This is a genomic window from Burkholderia stagnalis (genome assembly GCF_902830275.1).
Classification (GTDB): Bacteria; Pseudomonadota; Gammaproteobacteria; order Burkholderiales; family Burkholderiaceae; genus Burkholderia; species Burkholderia stagnalis.
Genome location: NZ_CADESW010000004.1, coordinates 227,315 through 245,663, shown reverse-complemented (window position 1 = coordinate 245,663; position 18,349 = coordinate 227,315). Strand labels below are relative to the sequence as shown.

General features: G+C 66.9%; 20 protein-coding genes and 2 tRNA genes. 11 read left to right on the top strand and 11 right to left on the bottom strand.

The window, feature by feature from the left end; translation table 11 throughout:
* Window positions 1-15: 15 nt before the first annotated feature.
* Window positions 16-549 (top strand): cytochrome b, encoded by a 534-nt coding sequence (locus HWY45_RS10250; protein ID WP_063894745.1) that lies wholly within the window; start codon window positions 16-18, stop codon window positions 547-549.
* 213 nt (window positions 550-762) lie between these two features.
* Here the strand turns inward: HWY45_RS10250 and HWY45_RS10245 are convergent.
* Window positions 763-849, bottom strand: a tRNA-Leu gene (locus HWY45_RS10245).
* A gap of 244 nt (window positions 850-1,093) precedes the next feature.
* Here HWY45_RS10245 and rnr point away from each other — a divergent pair.
* Window positions 1,094-3,544 (top strand): ribonuclease R, encoded by a 2,451-nt coding sequence (gene rnr / locus HWY45_RS10240; RefSeq protein ID WP_059807046.1) that lies wholly within the window; start codon window positions 1,094-1,096, stop codon window positions 3,542-3,544.
* A 147-nt stretch (window positions 3,545-3,691) separates the two neighbouring features.
* On the top strand, window positions 3,692-4,435 hold the full coding sequence (rlmB, locus tag HWY45_RS10235; RefSeq protein ID WP_059886088.1) for a 23S rRNA (guanosine(2251)-2'-O)-methyltransferase RlmB: 744 nt from the start codon (window positions 3,692-3,694) through the stop codon (window positions 4,433-4,435).
* Between the two features lie 134 nt (window positions 4,436-4,569).
* Here rlmB and HWY45_RS10230 read toward each other — a convergent pair whose 3' ends face one another.
* Both HWY45_RS10230 and HWY45_RS10225 read right to left on the bottom strand, forming a co-directional pair.
* Window positions 4,570-5,085, bottom strand: coding sequence for a GNAT family N-acetyltransferase (locus HWY45_RS10230; RefSeq protein ID WP_059886086.1), 516 nt, complete (start codon window positions 5,083-5,085; stop codon window positions 4,570-4,572).
* A gap of 78 nt (window positions 5,086-5,163) precedes the next feature.
* Window positions 5,164-6,849: a long-chain-fatty-acid--CoA ligase gene (locus HWY45_RS10225; protein ID WP_059886084.1), complete on the bottom strand. Its 1,686-nt coding sequence runs from the start codon at window positions 6,847-6,849 to the stop codon at window positions 5,164-5,166.
* 235 nt (window positions 6,850-7,084) lie between these two features.
* Here HWY45_RS10225 and HWY45_RS10220 point away from each other — a divergent pair, with 235 nt between their 5' ends.
* The 4 genes from HWY45_RS10220 to HWY45_RS10205 all read left to right on the top strand — a co-directional run bounded on the left by HWY45_RS10220 (window position 7,085) and on the right by HWY45_RS10205 (window position 10,827).
* On the top strand, window positions 7,085-7,948 hold the full coding sequence (locus HWY45_RS10220) for an N-acetylmuramoyl-L-alanine amidase (RefSeq protein ID WP_059886082.1): 864 nt from the start codon (window positions 7,085-7,087) through the stop codon (window positions 7,946-7,948).
* A 76-nt stretch (window positions 7,949-8,024) separates the two neighbouring features.
* Window positions 8,025-8,723, top strand: coding sequence for a ribose-5-phosphate isomerase RpiA (gene rpiA / locus HWY45_RS10215; protein ID WP_059560358.1), 699 nt, complete (start codon window positions 8,025-8,027; stop codon window positions 8,721-8,723).
* 260 nt (window positions 8,724-8,983) lie between these two features.
* Window positions 8,984-9,700, top strand: a complete 717-nt coding sequence (locus HWY45_RS10210; protein WP_059560361.1) for a FadR/GntR family transcriptional regulator — start codon at window positions 8,984-8,986, stop codon at window positions 9,698-9,700.
* A 140-nt stretch (window positions 9,701-9,840) separates the two neighbouring features.
* Window positions 9,841-10,827, top strand: a complete 987-nt coding sequence (locus tag HWY45_RS10205; RefSeq protein ID WP_059886235.1) for a Gfo/Idh/MocA family protein — start codon at window positions 9,841-9,843, stop codon at window positions 10,825-10,827.
* 100 nt (window positions 10,828-10,927) lie between these two features.
* On the opposite strand, the gene HWY45_RS10200 is transcribed toward HWY45_RS10205, so the two are convergent.
* The 5 genes from HWY45_RS10200 to HWY45_RS10180 form a co-directional block, all read right to left on the bottom strand.
* Window positions 10,928-11,623 carry an amino acid ABC transporter permease gene (locus tag HWY45_RS10200; RefSeq protein ID WP_059560364.1) on the bottom strand — a complete coding sequence of 232 codons (696 nt, stop codon included), beginning with the start codon at window positions 11,621-11,623 and terminating at the stop codon, window positions 10,928-10,930.
* Between the two features lie 121 nt (window positions 11,624-11,744).
* Window positions 11,745-12,539 carry a cystine ABC transporter substrate-binding protein gene (locus HWY45_RS10195; RefSeq protein ID WP_059886079.1) on the bottom strand — a complete coding sequence of 265 codons (795 nt, stop codon included), beginning with the start codon at window positions 12,537-12,539 and terminating at the stop codon, window positions 11,745-11,747.
* Window positions 12,540-12,632: 93 nt separating this feature from the next.
* Window positions 12,633-13,670: a quinone-dependent dihydroorotate dehydrogenase gene (locus HWY45_RS10190; protein WP_059560370.1), complete on the bottom strand. Its 1,038-nt coding sequence runs from the start codon at window positions 13,668-13,670 to the stop codon at window positions 12,633-12,635.
* 129 nt (window positions 13,671-13,799) lie between these two features.
* Window positions 13,800-14,630: an arginyltransferase gene (locus HWY45_RS10185; RefSeq protein WP_059807029.1), complete on the bottom strand. Its 831-nt coding sequence runs from the start codon at window positions 14,628-14,630 to the stop codon at window positions 13,800-13,802.
* A complete protein-coding gene (locus HWY45_RS10180; protein WP_150998876.1) occupies window positions 14,614-14,943 on the bottom strand; it encodes a hypothetical protein in 330 nt (109 codons plus the stop codon). Before HWY45_RS10180 ends, HWY45_RS10185 begins: the two co-directional genes overlap by 17 nt.
* Window positions 14,944-15,134: 191 nt before the next feature.
* Here HWY45_RS10180 and HWY45_RS10175 point away from each other — a divergent pair, with 191 nt between their 5' ends.
* On the top strand, window positions 15,135-15,302 hold the full coding sequence (locus tag HWY45_RS10175) for a hypothetical protein (protein WP_155628767.1): 168 nt from the start codon (window positions 15,135-15,137) through the stop codon (window positions 15,300-15,302).
* A gap of 58 nt (window positions 15,303-15,360) precedes the next feature.
* Here the strand turns inward: HWY45_RS10175 and aat are convergent, their stop codons facing one another.
* Both aat and HWY45_RS10165 read right to left on the bottom strand, forming a co-directional pair.
* Window positions 15,361-16,125, bottom strand: coding sequence for a leucyl/phenylalanyl-tRNA--protein transferase (gene aat, locus HWY45_RS10170; protein WP_059886076.1), 765 nt, complete (start codon window positions 16,123-16,125; stop codon window positions 15,361-15,363).
* Window positions 16,126-16,136: 11 nt separating this feature from the next.
* The gene (locus HWY45_RS10165; RefSeq protein ID WP_059560380.1) at window positions 16,137-16,682 is read right to left on the bottom strand and encodes an NUDIX hydrolase; all 546 of its coding nucleotides are present in this window, start codon (window positions 16,680-16,682) and stop codon (window positions 16,137-16,139) included.
* A gap of 120 nt (window positions 16,683-16,802) precedes the next feature.
* Between HWY45_RS10165 and HWY45_RS10160 the strand changes: the two genes are divergently transcribed.
* Window positions 16,803-17,195 (top strand): gamma-glutamylcyclotransferase family protein, encoded by a 393-nt coding sequence (locus HWY45_RS10160; protein ID WP_059886074.1) that lies wholly within the window; start codon window positions 16,803-16,805, stop codon window positions 17,193-17,195.
* A gap of 33 nt (window positions 17,196-17,228) precedes the next feature.
* Here HWY45_RS10160 and HWY45_RS10155 read toward each other — a convergent pair.
* Window positions 17,229-17,305: transfer RNA gene (locus HWY45_RS10155), tRNA-Met, on the bottom strand.
* A gap of 188 nt (window positions 17,306-17,493) precedes the next feature.
* Between HWY45_RS10155 and HWY45_RS10150 the strand changes: the two genes are divergently transcribed.
* Both HWY45_RS10150 and HWY45_RS10145 read left to right on the top strand, forming a co-directional pair.
* Window positions 17,494-17,991, top strand: coding sequence for a heme-degrading domain-containing protein (locus tag HWY45_RS10150; RefSeq protein ID WP_059560387.1), 498 nt, complete (start codon window positions 17,494-17,496; stop codon window positions 17,989-17,991).
* A gap of 9 nt (window positions 17,992-18,000) precedes the next feature.
* Window positions 18,001-18,333, top strand: a complete 333-nt coding sequence (locus HWY45_RS10145) for a DMT family transporter (RefSeq protein ID WP_375782241.1) — start codon at window positions 18,001-18,003, stop codon at window positions 18,331-18,333.
* The last annotated feature ends 16 nt before the right edge of the window (window positions 18,334-18,349 follow it).

Here is an 18,349-nt window from a genome sequence, read left to right as displayed (position 1 = left end):
CATGTGGTTTCTCGAATGAACTCTCAGGGGGCGTCATCAGGCGATGGCCGATACGATCGATTTTCCCGCGCACTGCACTGGATCTTCGCGGCCGTGATCCTGTACACGATGGCGGCAGGATTTTCACTGCACTTCATCACCCAGCCGGATGTCTGGCGTTTCGTGTCGACGCTCAACATGTCGCTCGCGAGCTGCCTGATCGTGCTGTTTCCGCTGCGCTACGTGTGGTCGTTCTTCCGCCGGACGCCGCCTGACGTCCAGTCGATTCCTCCGGCGCAGCGATCGATTGCGCATCTGGTGCACTCGTTGATCTACGCGCTGGTCGCGTTCGTGCTGTTCAGCGGCTTCGTGATGGTGCCGGACGGCTACTGGCTGTTCGGGGTGTTTTACGTGAAGACGCCGTTCAGCGCGGGGCCCGTGACCGAGCACTGGTTCGATCTCCACCGGATCGGCTGCTATGCGCTGGCATTCCTGGTGGCGGCACACGCGGCTGCGGCGCTCAAGCATCATTTCGCGTCGAGGAACGGCGTGCTGAAGCGGATGCTTTGAGCATCCCGGGCGCAGAAATGGAAAAAGGCCGGCACGAAGCCGACCTTTTCAAAACAGATGGTGCCGGGGGAGGGGACTCGGTCACACGGGCGCGACCCCGGCTGCACTCGCAAGCGCAGCCTTTCGAGTCCTCACGCAAAGCGCGCAGGCGCTTGGCTTCCCGGGCGCAGAAATGAGAAAGGCCGGCATATAGCCGGCCTTTCAAAAAACAGATGGTGCCCAGGAGAGGACTCGAACCTCCACGGTGTTGCCACCGCTAGGACCTGAACCTAGTGCGTCTACCAATTCCGCCACCTGGGCACGTTTCGCTTGTTGCTGCATCGCGAAAGACCGCAATTATAGCGCCCCATTTATCCGTGTCAACACTTTTTTTCATTGCGCCGAGCCGGGCCGGCCGGCGGGCGAACGCAGCGCGTGTGCGTCGTTCCTGACACGGCCGGGTGTTAGAATGGCCGCCAACAATATAGACATGTCTATATCGGCATGGTCGTATTGATGCCGCGCATCATCAGCCAACGCAACGAGAACAACCATCGACAAGCCCTTGAGCAAATATCCGTACCCCATTCCGAGCCGTGAAGAGATTCTCGGCGTGCTGCGTACGAGCGACGCGCCCCTCGCCGCGAACGACATCGCCGAGGCGCTGTCGATCAAGCGTCAGGAGCGCGAAGGGTTCTTCCGGCGCGTCGCAGCGATGGAGCGCGACGGCCAGATCCGGCTCGACAAGCGCGGCCACTATCAGTTGACCCATCCTTCGAACTTCGTCGCCGGGCGCGTGCAGGGCCATCGCGACGGCTACGGCTTCGTGATTCGCGACGACGGACAGGACGACCTGTTCTTGCCGAACGGTGAAATGCAGAAGGTGATGCACGGCGACCGCGTGCTCGCGCGGATCGTCGGCTACGATCGCCGCGGCCGGCCGGAAGGCCATGTGGTCGAAGTCACCGAGCGCGCGAACAAGCGCGTGATCGGCCGCCTGCTCAACGAGAACGGCGCCTTGATCGTCGCGCCCGAAGACAAGCGCATCGGCCACGACATCCTGATCACGCAGAACGTGAAGAAGGCGAAGGTGGGCCAGGTGGTCGTCGTCGAGCTGACCGATTTCCCGAGCCGTCATTCGCAGCCGCTCGGCCGCGTGGTCGAAGTGCTCGGCGACATCGACGATCCGGGCATGGAGATCGAGATCGCAGTGCGCAAGTACGGCGTGCCGCACGAATTCAGCCAGCCCGCCCTCGACGATGCAGCCGCGCTGCCGGACAAGGTGCGGCCTGCCGACCTGCGGTTCCGCGTCGACCTGCGCGACGTGCCGCTCGTCACGATCGACGGTGAGGACGCGCGCGACTTCGACGATGCGGTCTATTGCGAACCGACCAAGGTCGGCCGTGGCGACGGCTTCCGCCTGATCGTCGCGATCGCGGACGTCTCGCACTACGTGCAGCCGGGCAGCGGCCTCGACGGCGATGCGCTCGAGCGCAGCACGTCGGTCTATTTCCCGCGCCGTGTGATCCCGATGCTGCCGGAGAAACTGTCGAACGGCCTGTGTTCGCTGAATCCGCAGGTCGACCGCTGCGTGCTCGCGTGTGACATGGTGATCACCGCGCGCGGCGAGATCAAGGCATACCAGTTCTATCCGGCCGTGATCCATTCGGCCGCGCGCCTCACGTACACGGAAGTGGCGGCGGTGCTCGCGAACACGAAGGGGCCGGAGGCGGCGCGCCGCGCCGAGCTGCTGCCGCACCTGCAGAACCTGTACGGCGTCTACAAGGCGCTGTTCGCCGCGCGGCAGAAGCGCGGCGCGATCGATTTCGATACGACCGAGACGTACATCGTCTGCAACTCGCAGGGCAAGATCGAGCAGATCGTGCCGCGCCAGCGCAACGATGCGCACAAGCTGATCGAGGAATGCATGCTGGCCGCGAACGTGTGCGCGGCCGACTTCCTGAAGCGCAACAAGCATCCGGGCCTGTACCGCGTGCACGCGGGGCCGACGCCGGAGAAGCTCGAGAACCTGCGTGCATTCCTGCGCGGCATGGGCCTGTCGCTCGGCGGCGGCGACAAGCCGCATGCGAGCGACTACGCGGCGCTGATGGCGCAGATCCGCGACCGGCCCGACGCGCAGATGCTGCAGCCGATGCTGCTGCGCTCGATGCAGCAGGCGGTCTACAGCCCGGACAACATCGGCCACTTCGGTCTCGCGTATGAAGCCTACGCGCACTTCACGAGCCCGATCCGCCGCTATCCGGACCTGCTCACGCACCGCGCGATCTACGCGATCCTGTCCGGCAAGAAGTACCTGCCGAAGGCGCCGGACGGTTTCGAGCTGAACACCGCGCTGTCGCCGCGCGCCCGCGCGATGCAGCAGGCGGACGACGAAGCGCGCAACCGCTCGCGCAACAACACCGCGATCTGGGAAGAGCTCGGCCTGCACTGCTCGGCGAACGAGCGGCGCGCCGACGAGGCGTCGCGCGACGTCGAAGCATGGCTCAAGTGCTACTTCATGCGCGACAAGCTCGGCGAGGAATACGGCGGGATGGTGAACGGCGTCACGTCGTTCGGCATCTTCGTGCAGCTCGACACGCTGTTCATCGAAGGGCTCGTGCACGTCACGGAGCTCGGCTCGGACTACTTCCAGTACGACGAGATCAAGAATGAACTGCGCGGCGAGCGCACCGGCATCCGCTATCGCCTGTCGGACCGCGTGCGCGTGCAGGTGAGCCGCGTCGATCTCGACGCGCGCAAGATCGATTTCCGGCTGGTGCGCGACACGCCCGTGAAGGCGCCGCGCCCGGCGCCGGCGGTCGTCAACGCCGATCGCGGCGGCCCGCGCGTGCGCGCGCTGCCGCCGGCAGAGGAACCGGCGCCGCATCGCAAGAAGGCCGCGAGCGCGCCGACTGCGGCCGTGAAGGAAGCACGTGCGCCGCACGGCGCCGCGAAGAAGAAGGGCGTGCCGGCGAAGACGGCGGCAAAGAAGGCACGCGCCCGCAAGAAGTACTGAACGACGGGGCGGCGCATGCGCCGCGCCCGCAGCATCGAGAGACGCCGTGTGCCCGGTCATTCGCCGGGCACGCGGCGCTTTCCGTTTCCATGGTTTGCGGCCGCGCGCGTTGCGTGGCCGCGCGTTTGATCGAAGGTTGTTCCAGTCATGTCACGTCTGAAGGTTCTCTACGGTTTTCATGCGGTGACCGCACGCTTGCGGCACGACGCGTCGACGGTTGCGGAGGTGCTGTACGACCAGACGCGCCGCGACCGCCGCATGCAGGATTTCCTGCACGCCGCGAAGGAAGCGGGCGTGCGGCTGATCGCGGCCGACGAAACGCGCCTCTGGGGTCTCGCGCATACCGAGCGCCATCAAGGCGTGGTCGCGCGGGTCGAGGACGTTCCGCTCGCGCAGAACCTGTCCGAGCTGCTCGACGGGATCCAGGGCCCGGCGCTGCTGCTCGTGCTCGACGGCGTCACCGATCCGCACAACCTCGGCGCGTGCCTGCGCGTGGCCGATGCGGCCGGCGCGCACGCGGTGATCGCGCCGCGCGACCGCGCGGTCGGGCTGAATGCGACAGCGGCGAAGGTCGCGAGCGGCGCGGCGGATACGGTGCCGTATATCACGGTGACGAACCTCGCGCGCGCGCTGCGCGAGCTGAAGGAAGCGGGCGTGTGGATCATCGGCACGTCGGATGAAGCGTCGGCGACGCTCTACGACACGAAGCTCGACGGCCCGGTCGCGCTGGTGATGGGCGCGGAAGGCGAGGGCATGCGCCGGCTCACGCGCGACACCTGCGACGAAGTGATGAGCATTCCGATGGCCGGCAGCGTCGAGAGCCTGAACGTGTCGGTTGCGAGCGGTGTGTGCCTGTATGAAGCGGTGCGGCAGCGGCGCGTGAAGGCGTAACGGCTGGAACGCGAACCGCTGCAGACTCGCGCCATCCGAGCGGTCGGCCCGTTGGACATTCCAGTGTTCAACGGGCGCCCCGCGTCAAGGCTTCGTCAATCGCCCCCGACGACGCGCCTTGCACCTTTCGAGCATTAAGCCGCCAGCACATAGCGACGATCGACGACAGGCGTCTTGCCGATCATGCTCGCCTCGGTTCCCGCAAATTGCCAGCCGTATCGTTCATAGAACGCAATGGCGTTGGCGTTGTCTTCGAGCACGAACAGATGCAATGTGTTCTCGCCGATTTCCCGCGCCCATGCGCGCGCAGCCTCGATCAGCAGTCGTCCCGCGCCACGGCCCTGATGGTCGGCGAGGACATGCAGGCAGTCGAGCAATGCGCCGTACTGCGGATCCTGCACGTTCTCCGCCGAAGCGAAGCCGATCGCCACACCATCCACTTCGGCGATCCTGACCATGCCCCATTCCGCCTCCGGGCGCGCGAAGTAGGCGATCCATCTCGACAGATGCGCGCCGGGCGCGTCAAGTTCGAGATAGTCCGCCGGCAGGATGTGGCTGTAGGCGTGCTGCCAGCTCAGGGTATGCAGCGTGGCGATGGTCCGGGCATCGCCCGGCGTGGCGTGACGGAGTGTGACGTGGACGGCTGGCATCGCGTGATTCCGATCGTTGGCGATCGGGGAGTGTAGCAAGGCGCAACAGACGCGTGGCGCCGGTTGCGCGCGACGCGTCTACGCAGGCTGCCCCTCCTGATCCCGCAACTCCCGCCGCAGAATCTTCCCGATATTCGACTTCGGCAGGCTGTCGCGGAATTCGATGTATTTCGGCTTCTTGTAGCCGGTGAATTCCTGCTTGCAATAAGCCATCAGTTCGTCGGCCGTGAGCGCCGGATCGCGGCGCACGACGAACAGCTTCACCGCCTCGCCGGAATTCGGATCCGGCACGCCGACGCACGCGCATTCGACCACGCCCGGATGCGCGGCGACCACGCTCTCTATCTCGTTCGGATACACGTTGAAGCCCGACACGAGGATCATGTCCTTCTTGCGGTCGACGATGCGCACGTAGCCGCGCTCGTCCATCACGCCGATGTCGCCCGACTTGAAGAAGCCGTCGGGCGTCATGACCTTCTCGGTTTCGTCGGGGCGGTTCCAGTAGCCGGCCATCACCTGCGGGCCGCGGATCGCGATCTCGCCGGACTGGCCTTGCGGCACCGGCACGTCGTTCTCGCCGAGCAGCGCGATTTCGGTCGACGGCACCGGCAGGCCGATCGTGCCGTTGAAGGCCGCGAGCGTCGCGGGGTTCAGCGTGACGGTGGGCGACGTCTCCGACAGGCCGTAGCCTTCGAGGATCGGGCAGCCGGTGGCCTTCATCCACCGCTGGCTGACGACTTCCTGCACGGCCATGCCGCCGCCGAGCGTGATCCGCAGCCCCGTGAAATCGAGCGCGGCGAAGCCGGAATGGTTGAGCAGCGCGTTGAACAGCGTATTCACGCCCGGAAAGAAGTTCACGCGATGCCGCGACAGTTCCTTGACGAACCCGTCGATGTCGCGCGGATTCGGGATCAGCAGGTTCATCGCGCCCCAGCGTGCGCCCATCAGCATGCACGCGTTCAGCGCGAGGATGTGATAGAGCGGCAGCGCGCAGACGGTCACGAGCGCGTCGATCTGCGGCGTCTTGCGCAACGCCGGCTGGCTCCATGCATCGTTCTGCAGAATGTTCGCGATCACGTTGCGGTGCGTGAGCATCGCGCCTTTCGACACGCCGGTCGTGCCGCCCGTGTATTGCAGGAACGCGACGTCGTCGTGATGCAGCGCGGCGGGCGCGAACGTCTGCCGCGCGCCGGCGCGCAGCGCGGCGCGAAACGGCGTCGCATCCGGCAGCCGGTAGGGCGGCACCAGCTTCTTCACGCGACGTGCGACGAAATTGACGACGGCGCCCTTGACCGGGCCGAGCAGGTCGCCGAGCGACGCGACGACGACGTGCCTGACCTGCGTTCGCGCGATCACCTGTTGCAGCGTCGTCGCGAAGTTCTCGAGCACGACGATCGCTTCCGCGCCCGAGTCGTGAAGCTGATGCTCGAGTTCGCGCGGCGTATAGAGCGGATTGACGTTGACGATGGTGTAGCCCGCGCGCAGCGCCGCGGCAACCGTCACCGGATATTGCAGCACGTTCGGCATCATCACCGCGATGCGCGCGCCTTTCGGCAGCCCCTGGCGCTGGAACCATGCGCCGAGGTCGCGCGAATGGCGGTCGAGCGCCGCGTAGGTCATCGTGCGCCCCATGCATGCATAGGCGTCGCGCGCCGCGAAGGTCGCGAACGACTCGTCGAGCAGGTGCGCGAGCGACCGGTAGCGATCGGGATCGACGGTTGCAGGAACGCCCTCGGGATAGTACTTCAGCCAGATTTTTTCCATCATGGTTCTCTCAGTGTCGCGCCGCTCGCGCGTATCGGTCGGTCTTTTCGTCGGCGTCCGGCCCGGCGATCGGGCCGTTCGAGCAACGCCGGAATCGCGTCGCCGCGCCGCGGCGGACGCCGATTGTCGCGGGATCGCCCGCACAAGACAAGTCGTCGGTGCGACGGACTGGCTAGAATGGCGGGCGGCGCGGACCAGCGGGGTCCGGCGGCCGCAGTTCCTCCGAAGCCGAACCATGAGACTTTTCCATCGCGGCGCGCTGTGCGCCGGCCTCTGCCTGCTGGCCGCGTGCACGTCCCCGACGCTCGTCGGGCGCGGCACCTACTATGCCGACACGAGCCGGCACGCGCAGGGCGCCGATTCGCGCATCCGCTTTCTCGTGATGCACTACACGGAAAGTGACGAAGTGCAATCGCTGCGTACGCTGACGGGCGACGCGGTCAGCGCGCACTACGTCGTGCCGGAGCGGCCGCGCATCGAACGCGGGATGCCGGTCGTCCATCAGCTCGTGCCGGAAGCGCAGCGTGCGTGGCATGCGGGCGTCAGCGCGTGGCAGGGCACGACGGAGCTGAATGCGGCGTCGATCGGCATCGAGAACGTCAACGGCGGCCCGGCCGACACGCCGCAGGGCCGCACGTGGCAGCCGTACCCGCCGGAGCAGGTCGACGCGCTGATCCGCCTGTCGAAGGACATCGTCGCGCGCTACGGGATCGCACCGACCCGCGTGGTCGGCCACAGCGACATCGCGCCGCAACGCAAGATCGACCCGGGGCCGCGGTTTCCATGGCGCGTGCTCGCGCAGGCCGGCGTCGGCGCGTGGCCGGACGACGCGACGGTCGCCGCGCGACTCGCCGGCCGCGACCCGCATGCGGCCGTCGACGTGCGCGCGCTGCAGCTCAAGCTCGCGCGCTATGGCTACGACGTGCCGACCGACGGCGAGCTCGACGCGCGCACGCGCCGCGTGTTCGCGGCATTCCAGATGCATTTCCGGCCGTCCGACTGCGCGGGCAACCCGGACGCGCAAACCGACGCGATCGCGCAGGCGCTGCTCGACAAGTATTTCCCCGGGCAGCCGCCGGCGCCCGACGGCGCGCGTTGACCGCGGTAAACGCGCAGGCGGTCACCCGACTCCGGTAAACTGGCGGTTTTCCGCAATCCAGCAGCATTTTCCTTCCATGACTCAAGACGAACTCAAACGCCTCGTCGGCCAGGCCGCGGCCGACTACGTGATCCAGAACGTGCCGGAAGGCGCGCTGATCGGCGTCGGCACCGGCTCGACCGCCAACTGCTTCATCGACGCGCTCGCCGCCGTCAAGTCGCGCTATCGCGGCGCGGTGTCGAGCTCGGTCGCGACGACCGAGCGCCTGAAGGCGCACGGCATCCAGGTGTTCGACCTGAACGACGTCGAATCGCTGCAGGTGTACGTCGACGGCGCGGACGAGATCGACGCGAGCGGCGCGATGATCAAGGGCGGCGGCGGCGCGCTGACGCGCGAGAAGATCGTCGCTTCGGTGGCCGATACGTTCGTCTGCATCGCCGACGCCAGCAAGCGCGTGCCGGTGCTCGGCGCATTCCCGCTGCCGATCGAAGTGGTGCCGATGGCGCGCACCGCGATCGGCCGGCGCGTGACGGCGGCCGGCGGCGTGCCGGTGCTGCGCGTGACGAAGGACGGCGCGCCGTACATCACCGACAACGGCAACGAGATCATCGACGTGAAGGGCCTGCAGATCGCCGACCCGCGCGGCTTCGAGGCACAGGTGAATGCGTGGCCGGGCGTGGTGACGGTCGGCCTGTTCGCGGCGCGCGGCGCGAACCTGTGCCTGCTCGGTACGGAGAGCGGCGTCGAGACTATCGTTTATCCCGACCAGTCGTAAGAATTGAAAAGCAGTGCGTAATGCACTGCATCGTCAAATCTTGTCAAGAATCGCTGCCCGGTAAGCGCAGAGCGCTTCCCGGGCTTTTTTTGACGCCTTATAAATCCCCCCTTCATGAAGAGGGATAACCCTGTCAGGTGTTTACCAGATAGCGCAACGGCCTCGAAACTCATCAACTTATAGATCATAAGAACAAAGTCGTACCAGGGCCGGCGGAACTGCGGAGCAGGTGTTCGCAAATAGACGCACGGGGAGGTGTCATGGAGCAGGGCAAAGACCGGTCACTGGTCGCCAAAGTGATGGATGGGCTTGTCGCAGGCATTGTCGAGGACAAGTACGGCGGCATCCTGCCGCCGCAGGATGTGTTGTCGAAGGAGTTCGACGTGAGCCGCACGGTGATGCGTGAGGCGCTGTCGATGTTGCTTGCGCGCGACATGCTGGACGTTCGTCCGAAGGTGGGCACGCGCGTTCGACCGATGCGCGACTGGCGCATGATCGACGAGGACGTCGTGAGCTGGCGGTTCCGGGCGAAGCCCGATCCGCAGTTCATGCGCGACGTGATCGAATTTCGAATGCTGATCGAGCCACGCGCGACCGCGCAGGCGGCCGTGCGTGCGAGCGCGGCGGACGTTGCCGGCATCCGCGAGGCGTTCGAGGCGTTCAAGGGGATGCAGCCGGGCGAACCGGGCTACGACGCGGCCGACGAGTTGTTGCATACGCGGATCGTCCACGCGAGCGGCAACCAGTTCTTCCAGCAGATGGCGGCGATCGTGCGCGGCGCGGTGCGGCTCGTGAATCCGCGCGTCGTGCAGAAGGAGGGCGCGCACGACGTGGCGGTCAAGGCACATGCGCGCGTGGTCGAGGCGATCGAGCGGCGCGATCCGCGCGAGGCCGAGGCGGCGTCGCTCGCGCTGATCGACTACAGCGCCGACGAAATCTCCCGGGATTTCTCCGTCGAGGTGCCCGTGCGCGCCTGATCCGGCGCGCGGTCCGTTCGTCCATTCGTCCGATTACCGGCTGGCCGTTTATCATGACGGCCGGCCGGCCGGGAGTGTCGGCCCTTTTCATACGACCGATACGACCGATACGACCGATACGACCGATACGGATGATCCGGATGAACGACCTCGACACGCGCCCGGTGCGCTTCGGCATCGTCGGCGCGGGCAGCATCGCGCGCCGTTTCGCGCAGAGCCTCGCGCATGTCCCGGGCGCCGCGCTCGCGCGCGTGTGGGCGCGCCGCGCGGATGCGGCGGCCGCCTTCTGCGCGGCCCATGGCGGCATGCCCGCCGCCAGTCTCGATGCGCTCTTCGCGAGCGACGTCGACGCCATCTACATCGCGACGCTTCACGACAGCCACGCACACTATGCGCAGGCCGCGCTTGCCGCCGGCAAGGCGGTGCTGTGCGAAAAGCCCGCGACGCTCAATGCGGCGCAGCTCGACGCCGTGCTGCGTGCCGCACGCGATGCCGGCCGGCTGTTCATGGAAGCGATGAAGCCGCCGTTCTTCCCGCTGTACCGCAAGCTGCGCGCGCACCTGCGCGACGACCCGATCGGCGAGATCCGGCTCGTGCGGGCCGGTTGCGCGTCGTCGGGCGTGCCCGGCGATCATCCGGTGTATCGCCTCGAGCAGGCGGGCGGCGCGCTGCTCGACATCGGCATCTACGAGACGTTTCTCGCAGTCGACTGGCTGGGTGCGCCGCTCGACGTGCAGACGCTGGGGCGCGTCGGCGAGACGGGCGTCGACCTGTTCGCGAGCCTGAACAGCCGTCATGCGAACGGCGGCATTGCGCAGCTCTTTTGCGGGCTCGACGTGATGGGGCGCGGCGACGCGCTGCTGGCCGCGGCCGGCGGGCACGTGACGATACACGAGAAGTGGTGGAACCCGGCGCGCGCGACGATCTGCTATGCGGACGGGCGCGTGGTCGAACTCGACGAGCCGTTCGACGGCGGCGGCCTCAACTACGAGACCGCGCATTTCTGCGACCTGCTGCGCGCGGGGAAGACCGAGAGCCCGGTGATGACGCACGATCATTCGCGGCGGATGATCGCGATGACGGACGCGGCGCGCGCCGCGCTCGGCGTGCGATATCCGGGCGAGTGATGTTTGCACGATCTGCGCGGCGCACGCTCGAGGCTTGCGCTGCGCGATCGATCAGCAGTCCAATGAATCGATGCCCGGGTGCTCGGCCGGATTGTCCGGCTCAGTGCTTGGCCGGCAGCGACAGCCGCTTCTCATACCAGCGCTGCACCCACTCGAGGATCTGGCACAGCACCCAGTACACGGCTGCGGCGGCCAGATACAGCGGCAGCGGCTGGTAGGTCGCCGCGATCACTTCCTGCGCGCTGCGCAGCAGTTCGGTGACGGTGATCACCGACACGAGCGACGTATCCTTGATCAGGCTGATCAGGCTGTTCGACAGGCTCGGCACCGCGATGCGCAGCGCTTGCGGGCCGATCACGTAGCGCAGCGTCTGCCCCCACGACAGCCCGAGGCTGTACGACGCGAGCCACTGGCCGCGGTGGATGCCGTTGATCGCGCCGCGCATGCTTTCGGACATGTAAGCCGCGACGTTCGCGGACAGCGCGATCACGCCCGCGGGTGTCGGATCGAGCGAGATGCCGAGGCTCGGCAGGCCGTAATAGATGACGAAGATCTGCACGAGCAGCGGCGTGCCGCGCATCACGCTGACGTAGGCGCGCGCGAGCGCCGCGAGGGTGTTCACGACGACGCGCTCGACGCCCGAGGTCATCCCGTCGCTCTGCCGGATCCCCATCATCGCCAGCACGACGGCGCCGATCAGGCCGAACACCATCGACAGGACGGCGAACTTGACGGTCAGTACCGCCCCCTGGGCGAGTACCGGCAGCGATTGGACGAGCAGGGAAGTGGTCGACATGAAGTGCTGATTGGGTGCGTGCGCGAAAGCGCAATCATAAACCGGACGAACAAAACAAAGGGCGGCATCGTTCCGGATGCCGCCCTGTCGGCCCGCCGTGCGGCGGGCGATGCTGGCGTGCTTACTTCAGCGGCTTCGTCACGTCGATGCCGAACCACTTGTCCGAGATCTTCGTGAAGGTGCCGTCGGCGGCGAGCTGCGCCATCGCGTCGTCGATCGCCTTCTGGAACTTCGGGTTGCCCTTCTTGAACGGAATGCCCGACGGGTTGGCCGAGCCGACGTTCGCGCCCGGGCGCAGCGGCAGCTGCGAATTCTTCGTCAGGTACGCGAGCATCAGGCGGTCGTTCAGCGCCGCGTCGAGACGGCCGGCCGCGAGATCGCGCAGGTACTCGGGCGCGCCCGGGTACGTCTTCACGTCGATGCCCGGCACCGACTTCGCCATGTCCATGTAGTTCGTGCCGAGCGCGACGCCGAGCTTCTTGCCCTTCAGCTCCTCGAGCGACTTGAACGGGCGCGTGTCGTCCTTGCGCTGGATCAGCTGCGCGGACGAGTACGTGTACGCCGGCGAGAAGTCGAGCGTCTCCTTGCGCTTGTCGGTGATGCCGACCTGGTTGACGATCACGTCGAACTTGCCTGCCTGCAGGCCGGCGATGATGCCGCTCCATTCGGTCGTGACGAATTCCGGCTTCACGCCGAGCTTGGCCGCGACGGCCTTCGCGATGTCGACGTCGAAGCCGACCAGTTCGCCGCTCGGGCTCTTCGAGTTGAACGGCGGGAACGTGCCCTCGAGGCCGATCCGCAGCGTGCCGCGTTGCTTCACGTCGTCGAGCAGGTCGGCCGCGTGCGCGGTCGCGGCGGTGAACGACGCGCCGATCAGGCCGGCGACCAGCAGTTTCTTCAGCAGCGCAATTTTCATCTTGTGGTTCCTTACCGGGTCCGGGTCAATAATTCGGCATCGATGATAGCGAAAACGCTATCAATGCAGAAATACAGTTTGCTTATGCCTATATTACGACGCTCGTGCGCCGGCCACGGCCTTCACGCACTCGGCGACGAGCGTCGGGCCGCGATAGATGAAGCCGGTGTACAGCTGCACCAGCGCCGCGCCGGCCGCGAGCTTCGCCTGCGCGTCCGCGCCGGAGAAGATGCCGCCGACGCCGATGATCGGCACCGCGCTGCCGAGTTCGGCGTGCAGCTTGCGGATCACCTCGTTCGACGCCTCGAACACCGGCCGCCCGGACAGGCCGCCGGCTTCGTCCGCGTGCGGCAGCCCTTGCACCGCGGCGCGCGACAGCGTCGTGTTGGTGGCGATCACCGCTTCGATCTTGTGGCGCAGCAGCGTGTCGGCGATCTCCTTGACCTGCTCGTCGTCGAGGTCCGGCGCGATCTTCAGCGCGAGCGGCACGAGCTTGCCGTGCAGGTCGGCGAGGCGCTGCTGCTTGTCCTTGAGTGCCGCGAGCAGCGCGTCGAGTTCGCCCGCGCCCTGCAGCTGGCGCAGGTTCTTCGTGTTCGGCGACGAGATGTTGATCGTCACGTAGCTCGCGAACGGATAGACGCGCTCGAGGCAGTACAGGTAGTCGTCGGCGGCGCGCTCGATCGGCGTGTCGGCGTTCTTGCCGATGTTCAGGCCGAGGATGCCGCGGTAGCGGGCCGCCTGGACGTTCTTCACGAACTGGTCGACGCCGCTGTTGTTGAAGCCCATCCGGTTGATCAGCGCGTCGGCCTGCGGCAGCCGGAACATGCGCGGGCGCGGGTTGCCGGGCTGCGGGCGCGGCGTGACCGTGCCGACCTCGATGAAGCCGAAGCCGAGCGCCGCGAGGCCGTCGATCGCCGCGCCGTCCTTGTCGAGGCCGGCCGCGAGGCCGACCGGGTTGCGGAACGTGAGCCCCATCACGGTGCGCGGCGCGTCGGGCACGCGGGCCGACAGCGCGCAGGCGAGGCCGGTGCGGCCGGCCGCGCCGAGCGCGCGCAGCGTGAGGTGGTGAGCGTCTTCCGCATCCATCTTGAACAGGGATGCGCGGGCGAGCGGATAGAGGGAACTGAACACGGGAATGGGCGACAGCCAGAAATATGACAACCCGCTATTTTACCGGGAGTTGCGCGGCCGGGGCTGCGTTTGGCGGGCGAGCGTCGCGCCGGCGGGCGCGAATGTGTGCACCGTGCCGCCGGGCGCGCGTCAGGCCGAGCCGGAATGCCCGCCGGGCAGCGGCGCGCGCGCGAGCGCAGCGTCGACCGGCGGCAGGTCGATCCGTGCCGGATCGAGCACCTTCCAGCGCCCGTCGACGAGCCCTTCGAGCGGATGGAAGTTCGCCTTGTACGCCATCTTCGGGCTCTCGCGGATCCAGTAGCCGAGATACACGTAGGGCAGTCCGAGGCTTTTCGCCTGCTCGATCTGCCAGAGAATGTTGTAGGTGCCGTAGCTCGCGTGCAGGTCGTCCGGCTCGAAGAACGTATACACGGACGACAGGCCGTCGCCGAGGATGTCGATCATGCTGACCATCCGCAGCTGGCCGGGCTGGCCGCCCGGCGCATCGAGATCGCGGAATTCGACGAGGCGCGAATTGATCCGGCTCTGCAGCAGGAACTGCTCGTACTGGTCGCGGCTGTCGCGGTCCATCCCGCCGCCCGCGTGGCGCGCGGACTGGTAGCGCATGTAGAGCGCGTAATGCTCTTCGTCGTAGTGCAGCGGCGACACCGTCGCGACGAGCGCGCGGTGCCGCTTCCACATCCGCCGCTGCGTGCGGTTCGGCGTGAACGCCGCGACCGGCACGCGCACCGGCACGCACGCGCGGCAACCGTCGCAGTAAGGGCGGTACGTGAACACGCCCGAGCGGCGGAAGCCGGCCTTGACGAGCTCGGTGTAGATGTCGGAATTGATCAGGTGGCTCGGCGTCGCGACTTGCGAGCGCGCGACGCGGCCGTCCAGGTAACTGCACGGGTAGGGCGCCGTTGCATAGAATTGCAGCGCCGAAAGCGGTGAAAGCGGCAGCTCAGTCGGGTGAGTCATGGGCAGCTCTCGATGCAGGAATGGGGTGCCGCGCCGGCGCCTGCTCGCGGCCGCCGAGCGACGCCAGTTGCGACGCGTTCTGCTGGCAGTCCATCATCGACTGCTTGCAAAAACCGTTATAAATCAAAAGATTGTGTTTCGACTCCCGGCGAATCACCGCCGGGCGGCAACGAAGCGGATGCAAGAAAATTAACATGAAAACGGGGCTAAATGCATCATGTCCCGATTCAACAATAGGCCCATCGAGCGGGTGCGACCAGCCGGGAATAAAGGGGACGCCTCCGTCCTCGTCGCTCCAAAGGGGCTCGATCAAGCGGCTGTCGTGCTATGCTGTACATTCATACAGTATTTCGCTGCAGCCATGCCGATGTGGGAATGCATTTGGGCGTTCGTCGACGAAGACGGCGCGCACGTTCAGACCGCCGACCGTACCACCGAACCCGGGTTCGCGGGGCGGCGCGCGCGTCACCGCGCGGCGGCGATTCTCGCAAGCGGCGGGCAGGCGTGAAAACTGCCGGCACCACGGTTTCGCTGATCGGCGGTGTCGCCGTCCTGCTGATGCTGCTGCACACGTTCGGCTTCATCGATTTCAAGGTGTGCGTGGCGTGGCCGGGCGAATGCCGCGTGGAAGTCATCCACAAGAGCAAGCCCGCGGCCAATGCGGGAAGTTGACGGATGGGGGGCTGGCGAGCAAGAGAGCCGGCTTTCGCGGCGGGGTGCGCGTGTCGCCCTAGCGCTCGATCCCGGTAGGGGCCACCGGTTCGCCGCGGCCCACGAGCCCGGCGAGCGCACGCTTGTCGAATTGCCACGGAATCGGCGGTTCGGCCACCGCGCGGCGCACGTGGGCGATGAAGGTCTTGCGGGCGATCTCGCGGCCGCCGAGCGACGCCAGGTGCGACGTGTTCTGCTGGCAATCGATCATCTGCAGGCCGCAGTCGCGCAGGTGGGCGACGAGCGTGGCCAGCGCGATCTTCGACGCATCCGTTTCGTCCGCGAACATCGATTCGCCGAAGAACATCCGCCCGAACGCGACGCCGTAAAGCCCGCCGACGCGACGCCCGTCGCGCCATGTCTCGATGCTGTGCGCGTTGCCGGTGCGGTAGAGCGACGTATACGCGTCGATGATCTCCGCGGTGATCCACGTGCCGCGCTGGCCGCGCCGCGGCGCCTGCGCGCACGCGCGCATCACGCCGGCAAAATCGTGGTCGACGCGCACTTCCCACTCGGGTTCGCGCAGCACGCGCCGCAGTGTCTTCTTCAGCGAAGGCGACACCTTGAACTCGGCCGGCACGAGGATCATTCGCGGATCGGGGCTCCACCACAGCACCGGCTGGCCGTCCGAATACCACGGGAAGATGCCGTGCTGGTAGGCGTCGATGAGGCGCGAAGGCAGCAGGTCGGCGCTCGCGGCGAGCAGCCCCGGCGCGCCGGTTGCCGGGCCGAGCGCCCGCGTGACGGGCGGAAACGGATCGTCTGGGCCGAGCCAGGGGACCATGGGTCGCGGGCTCAGCCGGCGCGCAGCGAGCGGAAGATATCGCCGGTGTGGACGCCGTAGTCGCCGGCGGCACGGTCGGCAAAGAAGAATCGCAGGGTCTGGCTGACGGTCGGGAACGCGATGTCGTCCCACGGAATGTCGGCCTCGTCGAACAGCTTCACCTCGAGGCTTTCCTCGCCGGCCTCGAATGCGGGATCGACGAGCCGCGCCAGGTAGAACAGGTGCACCTGGTGCACGTGCGGCACGTTCAGCAGCGTGAACAGGCTCTGCACCTCGACGCGCGCGCCGGCTTCCTCGAGCGTCTCGCGCGCGGCGGCTTCGGCGGTCGTCTCGCCCATTTCCATGAAGCCTGCCGGCAGGGTCCAGAAGCCGTAGCGCGGCTCGATCGCGCGGCGGCACAGCAGCACCTGCTCGCCCCACACGGGGACCGTGCCGACGACGTTGCGCGGATTCTGGTAATGGATCGTGCCGCATTGATCGCAGACGAAGCGTTCGCGGTTGTCGCCCGGAGGAATGCGCGCGATGACTTCGTGACCGCAGACGGAGCAGAATTTCATGTCGAGTGGAAGGGACGAGGTGTTGCGAGTGTATCACCCGTGCGGGGCATTCTCGAACGGCGGCGCGGCGCTGCGTCGTCCTCTGTGGAATCGGGTGCACCACACGGACAAGGGCATCTCATGACGGCGACACCTGGCGCGTTTTCGGAGCGCCTCTTCTCGTACGGCACGTTGCAGCTGGAGCAGGTCCAGTTGACGACATTCGGCCGCAAGCTCGACGGCCAGTCCGACGAAATGCCCGGCTATGCGCTGTCGATGCTGAAAAGCGAGGATCCGGCGGTCGTGGCAACGAGCGGCAACACGCATCACCCGGTCGTGACCTGCACGGGCAACCCGGCCGACAAGGTCAGCGGGATGGTCTTCCCGATCACCGCCGCAGAGCTGAAACACGCGGACGACTACGAGGTGTCGTCCTATCGACGCGACCGCGTCGTGCTCGCTTCGGGCGTGCCTGCCTGGGTATATGTCGACGCCGGTTCGGCGCACGCCGGCCAGAAAAGCAAAAAGCCTTGATTTCATCGTGAAATCAAGGCTCTCTGTGATGCTTGGTTGCGGGGGTAGGATTTGAACCTACGACCTTCGGGTTATGAGCCCGACGAGCTGCCAGACTGCTCCACCCCGCGTCCGTTGAAGAAATAGATTATAGAGGCAATCTCGACCGGCGTGCAAGCACTTTCTGACAAGCAGCGTGTGGGGCCGGTACCGAGGGCGCGTGCGATAGAATCGAGCGGTTTGTCTCGCCACTCCGGCAGCGGGGCTGCGTGCGATCGCAGCGGCCCCGGCAGCCTTCACTTCTTGCTTCGACGGATTCATGGATATCGCTCTCGATCTGCAGTCGATCGGCGCGCAGGAACAGGCGCTCGTGTTTCCCCGCTTCGATGCCGCCCGCGCGTGGGCGCTCGGCAACCGGCTGCATGCGCTCGCCGCGTCGCGCGGCCATGCGGTCGCGATCGACATCGGCACGTTCGGCCAGCCGCTGTTCTATGCCGCGCTGGACGGCGCGACGCCCGACAACGCCGACTGGGTGCGCCGCAAGCGCAACGTCGTCGCGCATTTCCGCTGCAGCTCGTATGCGATCGGCCTGCGCATGAAGCAGGCCGGCTCGACGCTCGCGGACAAGCACGGCCTGCCGGTGGCCGAGTATGCGTCGTACGGCGGCGCGTTTCCGCTGACGGTCGCGGGGGCCGGCGTGATCGGCACGGTAACTGCGTCGGGGCTGCCGCAGCGCGCCGACCACGAGCTCGTCGTCGAGGCGCTGTGCGCGGAGCTGGGCCACGACTACGCGGCGCTCGCGCTGGCGAGGAGCTGAGCGATGCAGCTGCCCGGTTATGCATGGCTCGCGATCGCGATCGTCGCCGAGGTGATCGGCACGTCCGCGCTGCGCGCGGCCGACGGCTTCACGCGCCTTTGGCCGTCGCTGCTCGTCGTGGCGGGCTACGCCACCGCCTTCTACTGCCTGTCGCTGACGCTCAGGACGATGCCGGTCGGCATCATCTATGCGGTGTGGTCGGGCGCCGGCATCGTGCTGATCACGCTCGTCGCGATGCTGCTGTATCGTCAGGTGCCGGACGTGCCGGCGGTGATCGGCCTGTCGTTGATCGTCGCGGGCGTCGTGGTGCTGAACCTGTTCTCGAAGATGCAGGCGCACTGACCGTACGCCTGTCGCC

Excerpts from the sequence above, each read along its gene's own strand:
- HWY45_RS10250 (WP_063894745.1), top strand. The coding sequence starts at position 16 with ATGAACTCTCAGGGGGCGTCATCAGGCGATGGCCGATACGATCGATTT.
- rlmB (WP_059886088.1), top strand. The coding sequence starts at position 3,692 with ATGTCACGTCTGAAGGTTCTCTACGGTTTTCATGCGGTGACCGCACGC.
- HWY45_RS10230 (WP_059886086.1), bottom strand. The coding sequence starts at position 5,085 with ATGCCAGCCGTCCACGTCACACTCCGTCACGCCACGCCGGGCGATGCC.
- HWY45_RS10225 (WP_059886084.1), bottom strand. The coding sequence starts at position 6,849 with ATGGAAAAAATCTGGCTGAAGTACTATCCCGAGGGCGTTCCTGCAACC.
- HWY45_RS10220 (WP_059886082.1), top strand. The coding sequence starts at position 7,085 with ATGAGACTTTTCCATCGCGGCGCGCTGTGCGCCGGCCTCTGCCTGCTG.
- rpiA (WP_059560358.1), top strand. The coding sequence starts at position 8,025 with ATGACTCAAGACGAACTCAAACGCCTCGTCGGCCAGGCCGCGGCCGAC.
- HWY45_RS10210 (WP_059560361.1), top strand. The coding sequence starts at position 8,984 with ATGGAGCAGGGCAAAGACCGGTCACTGGTCGCCAAAGTGATGGATGGG.
- HWY45_RS10205 (WP_059886235.1), top strand. The coding sequence starts at position 9,841 with ATGAACGACCTCGACACGCGCCCGGTGCGCTTCGGCATCGTCGGCGCG.
- HWY45_RS10200 (WP_059560364.1), bottom strand. The coding sequence starts at position 11,623 with ATGTCGACCACTTCCCTGCTCGTCCAATCGCTGCCGGTACTCGCCCAG.
- HWY45_RS10195 (WP_059886079.1), bottom strand. The coding sequence starts at position 12,539 with ATGAAAATTGCGCTGCTGAAGAAACTGCTGGTCGCCGGCCTGATCGGC.
- HWY45_RS10185 (WP_059807029.1), bottom strand. The coding sequence starts at position 14,630 with ATGACTCACCCGACTGAGCTGCCGCTTTCACCGCTTTCGGCGCTGCAA.
- aat (WP_059886076.1), bottom strand. The coding sequence starts at position 16,125 with ATGGTCCCCTGGCTCGGCCCAGACGATCCGTTTCCGCCCGTCACGCGG.
- HWY45_RS10165 (WP_059560380.1), bottom strand. The coding sequence starts at position 16,682 with ATGAAATTCTGCTCCGTCTGCGGTCACGAAGTCATCGCGCGCATTCCT.
- HWY45_RS10160 (WP_059886074.1), top strand. The coding sequence starts at position 16,803 with ATGACGGCGACACCTGGCGCGTTTTCGGAGCGCCTCTTCTCGTACGGC.
- HWY45_RS10150 (WP_059560387.1), top strand. The coding sequence starts at position 17,494 with ATGGATATCGCTCTCGATCTGCAGTCGATCGGCGCGCAGGAACAGGCG.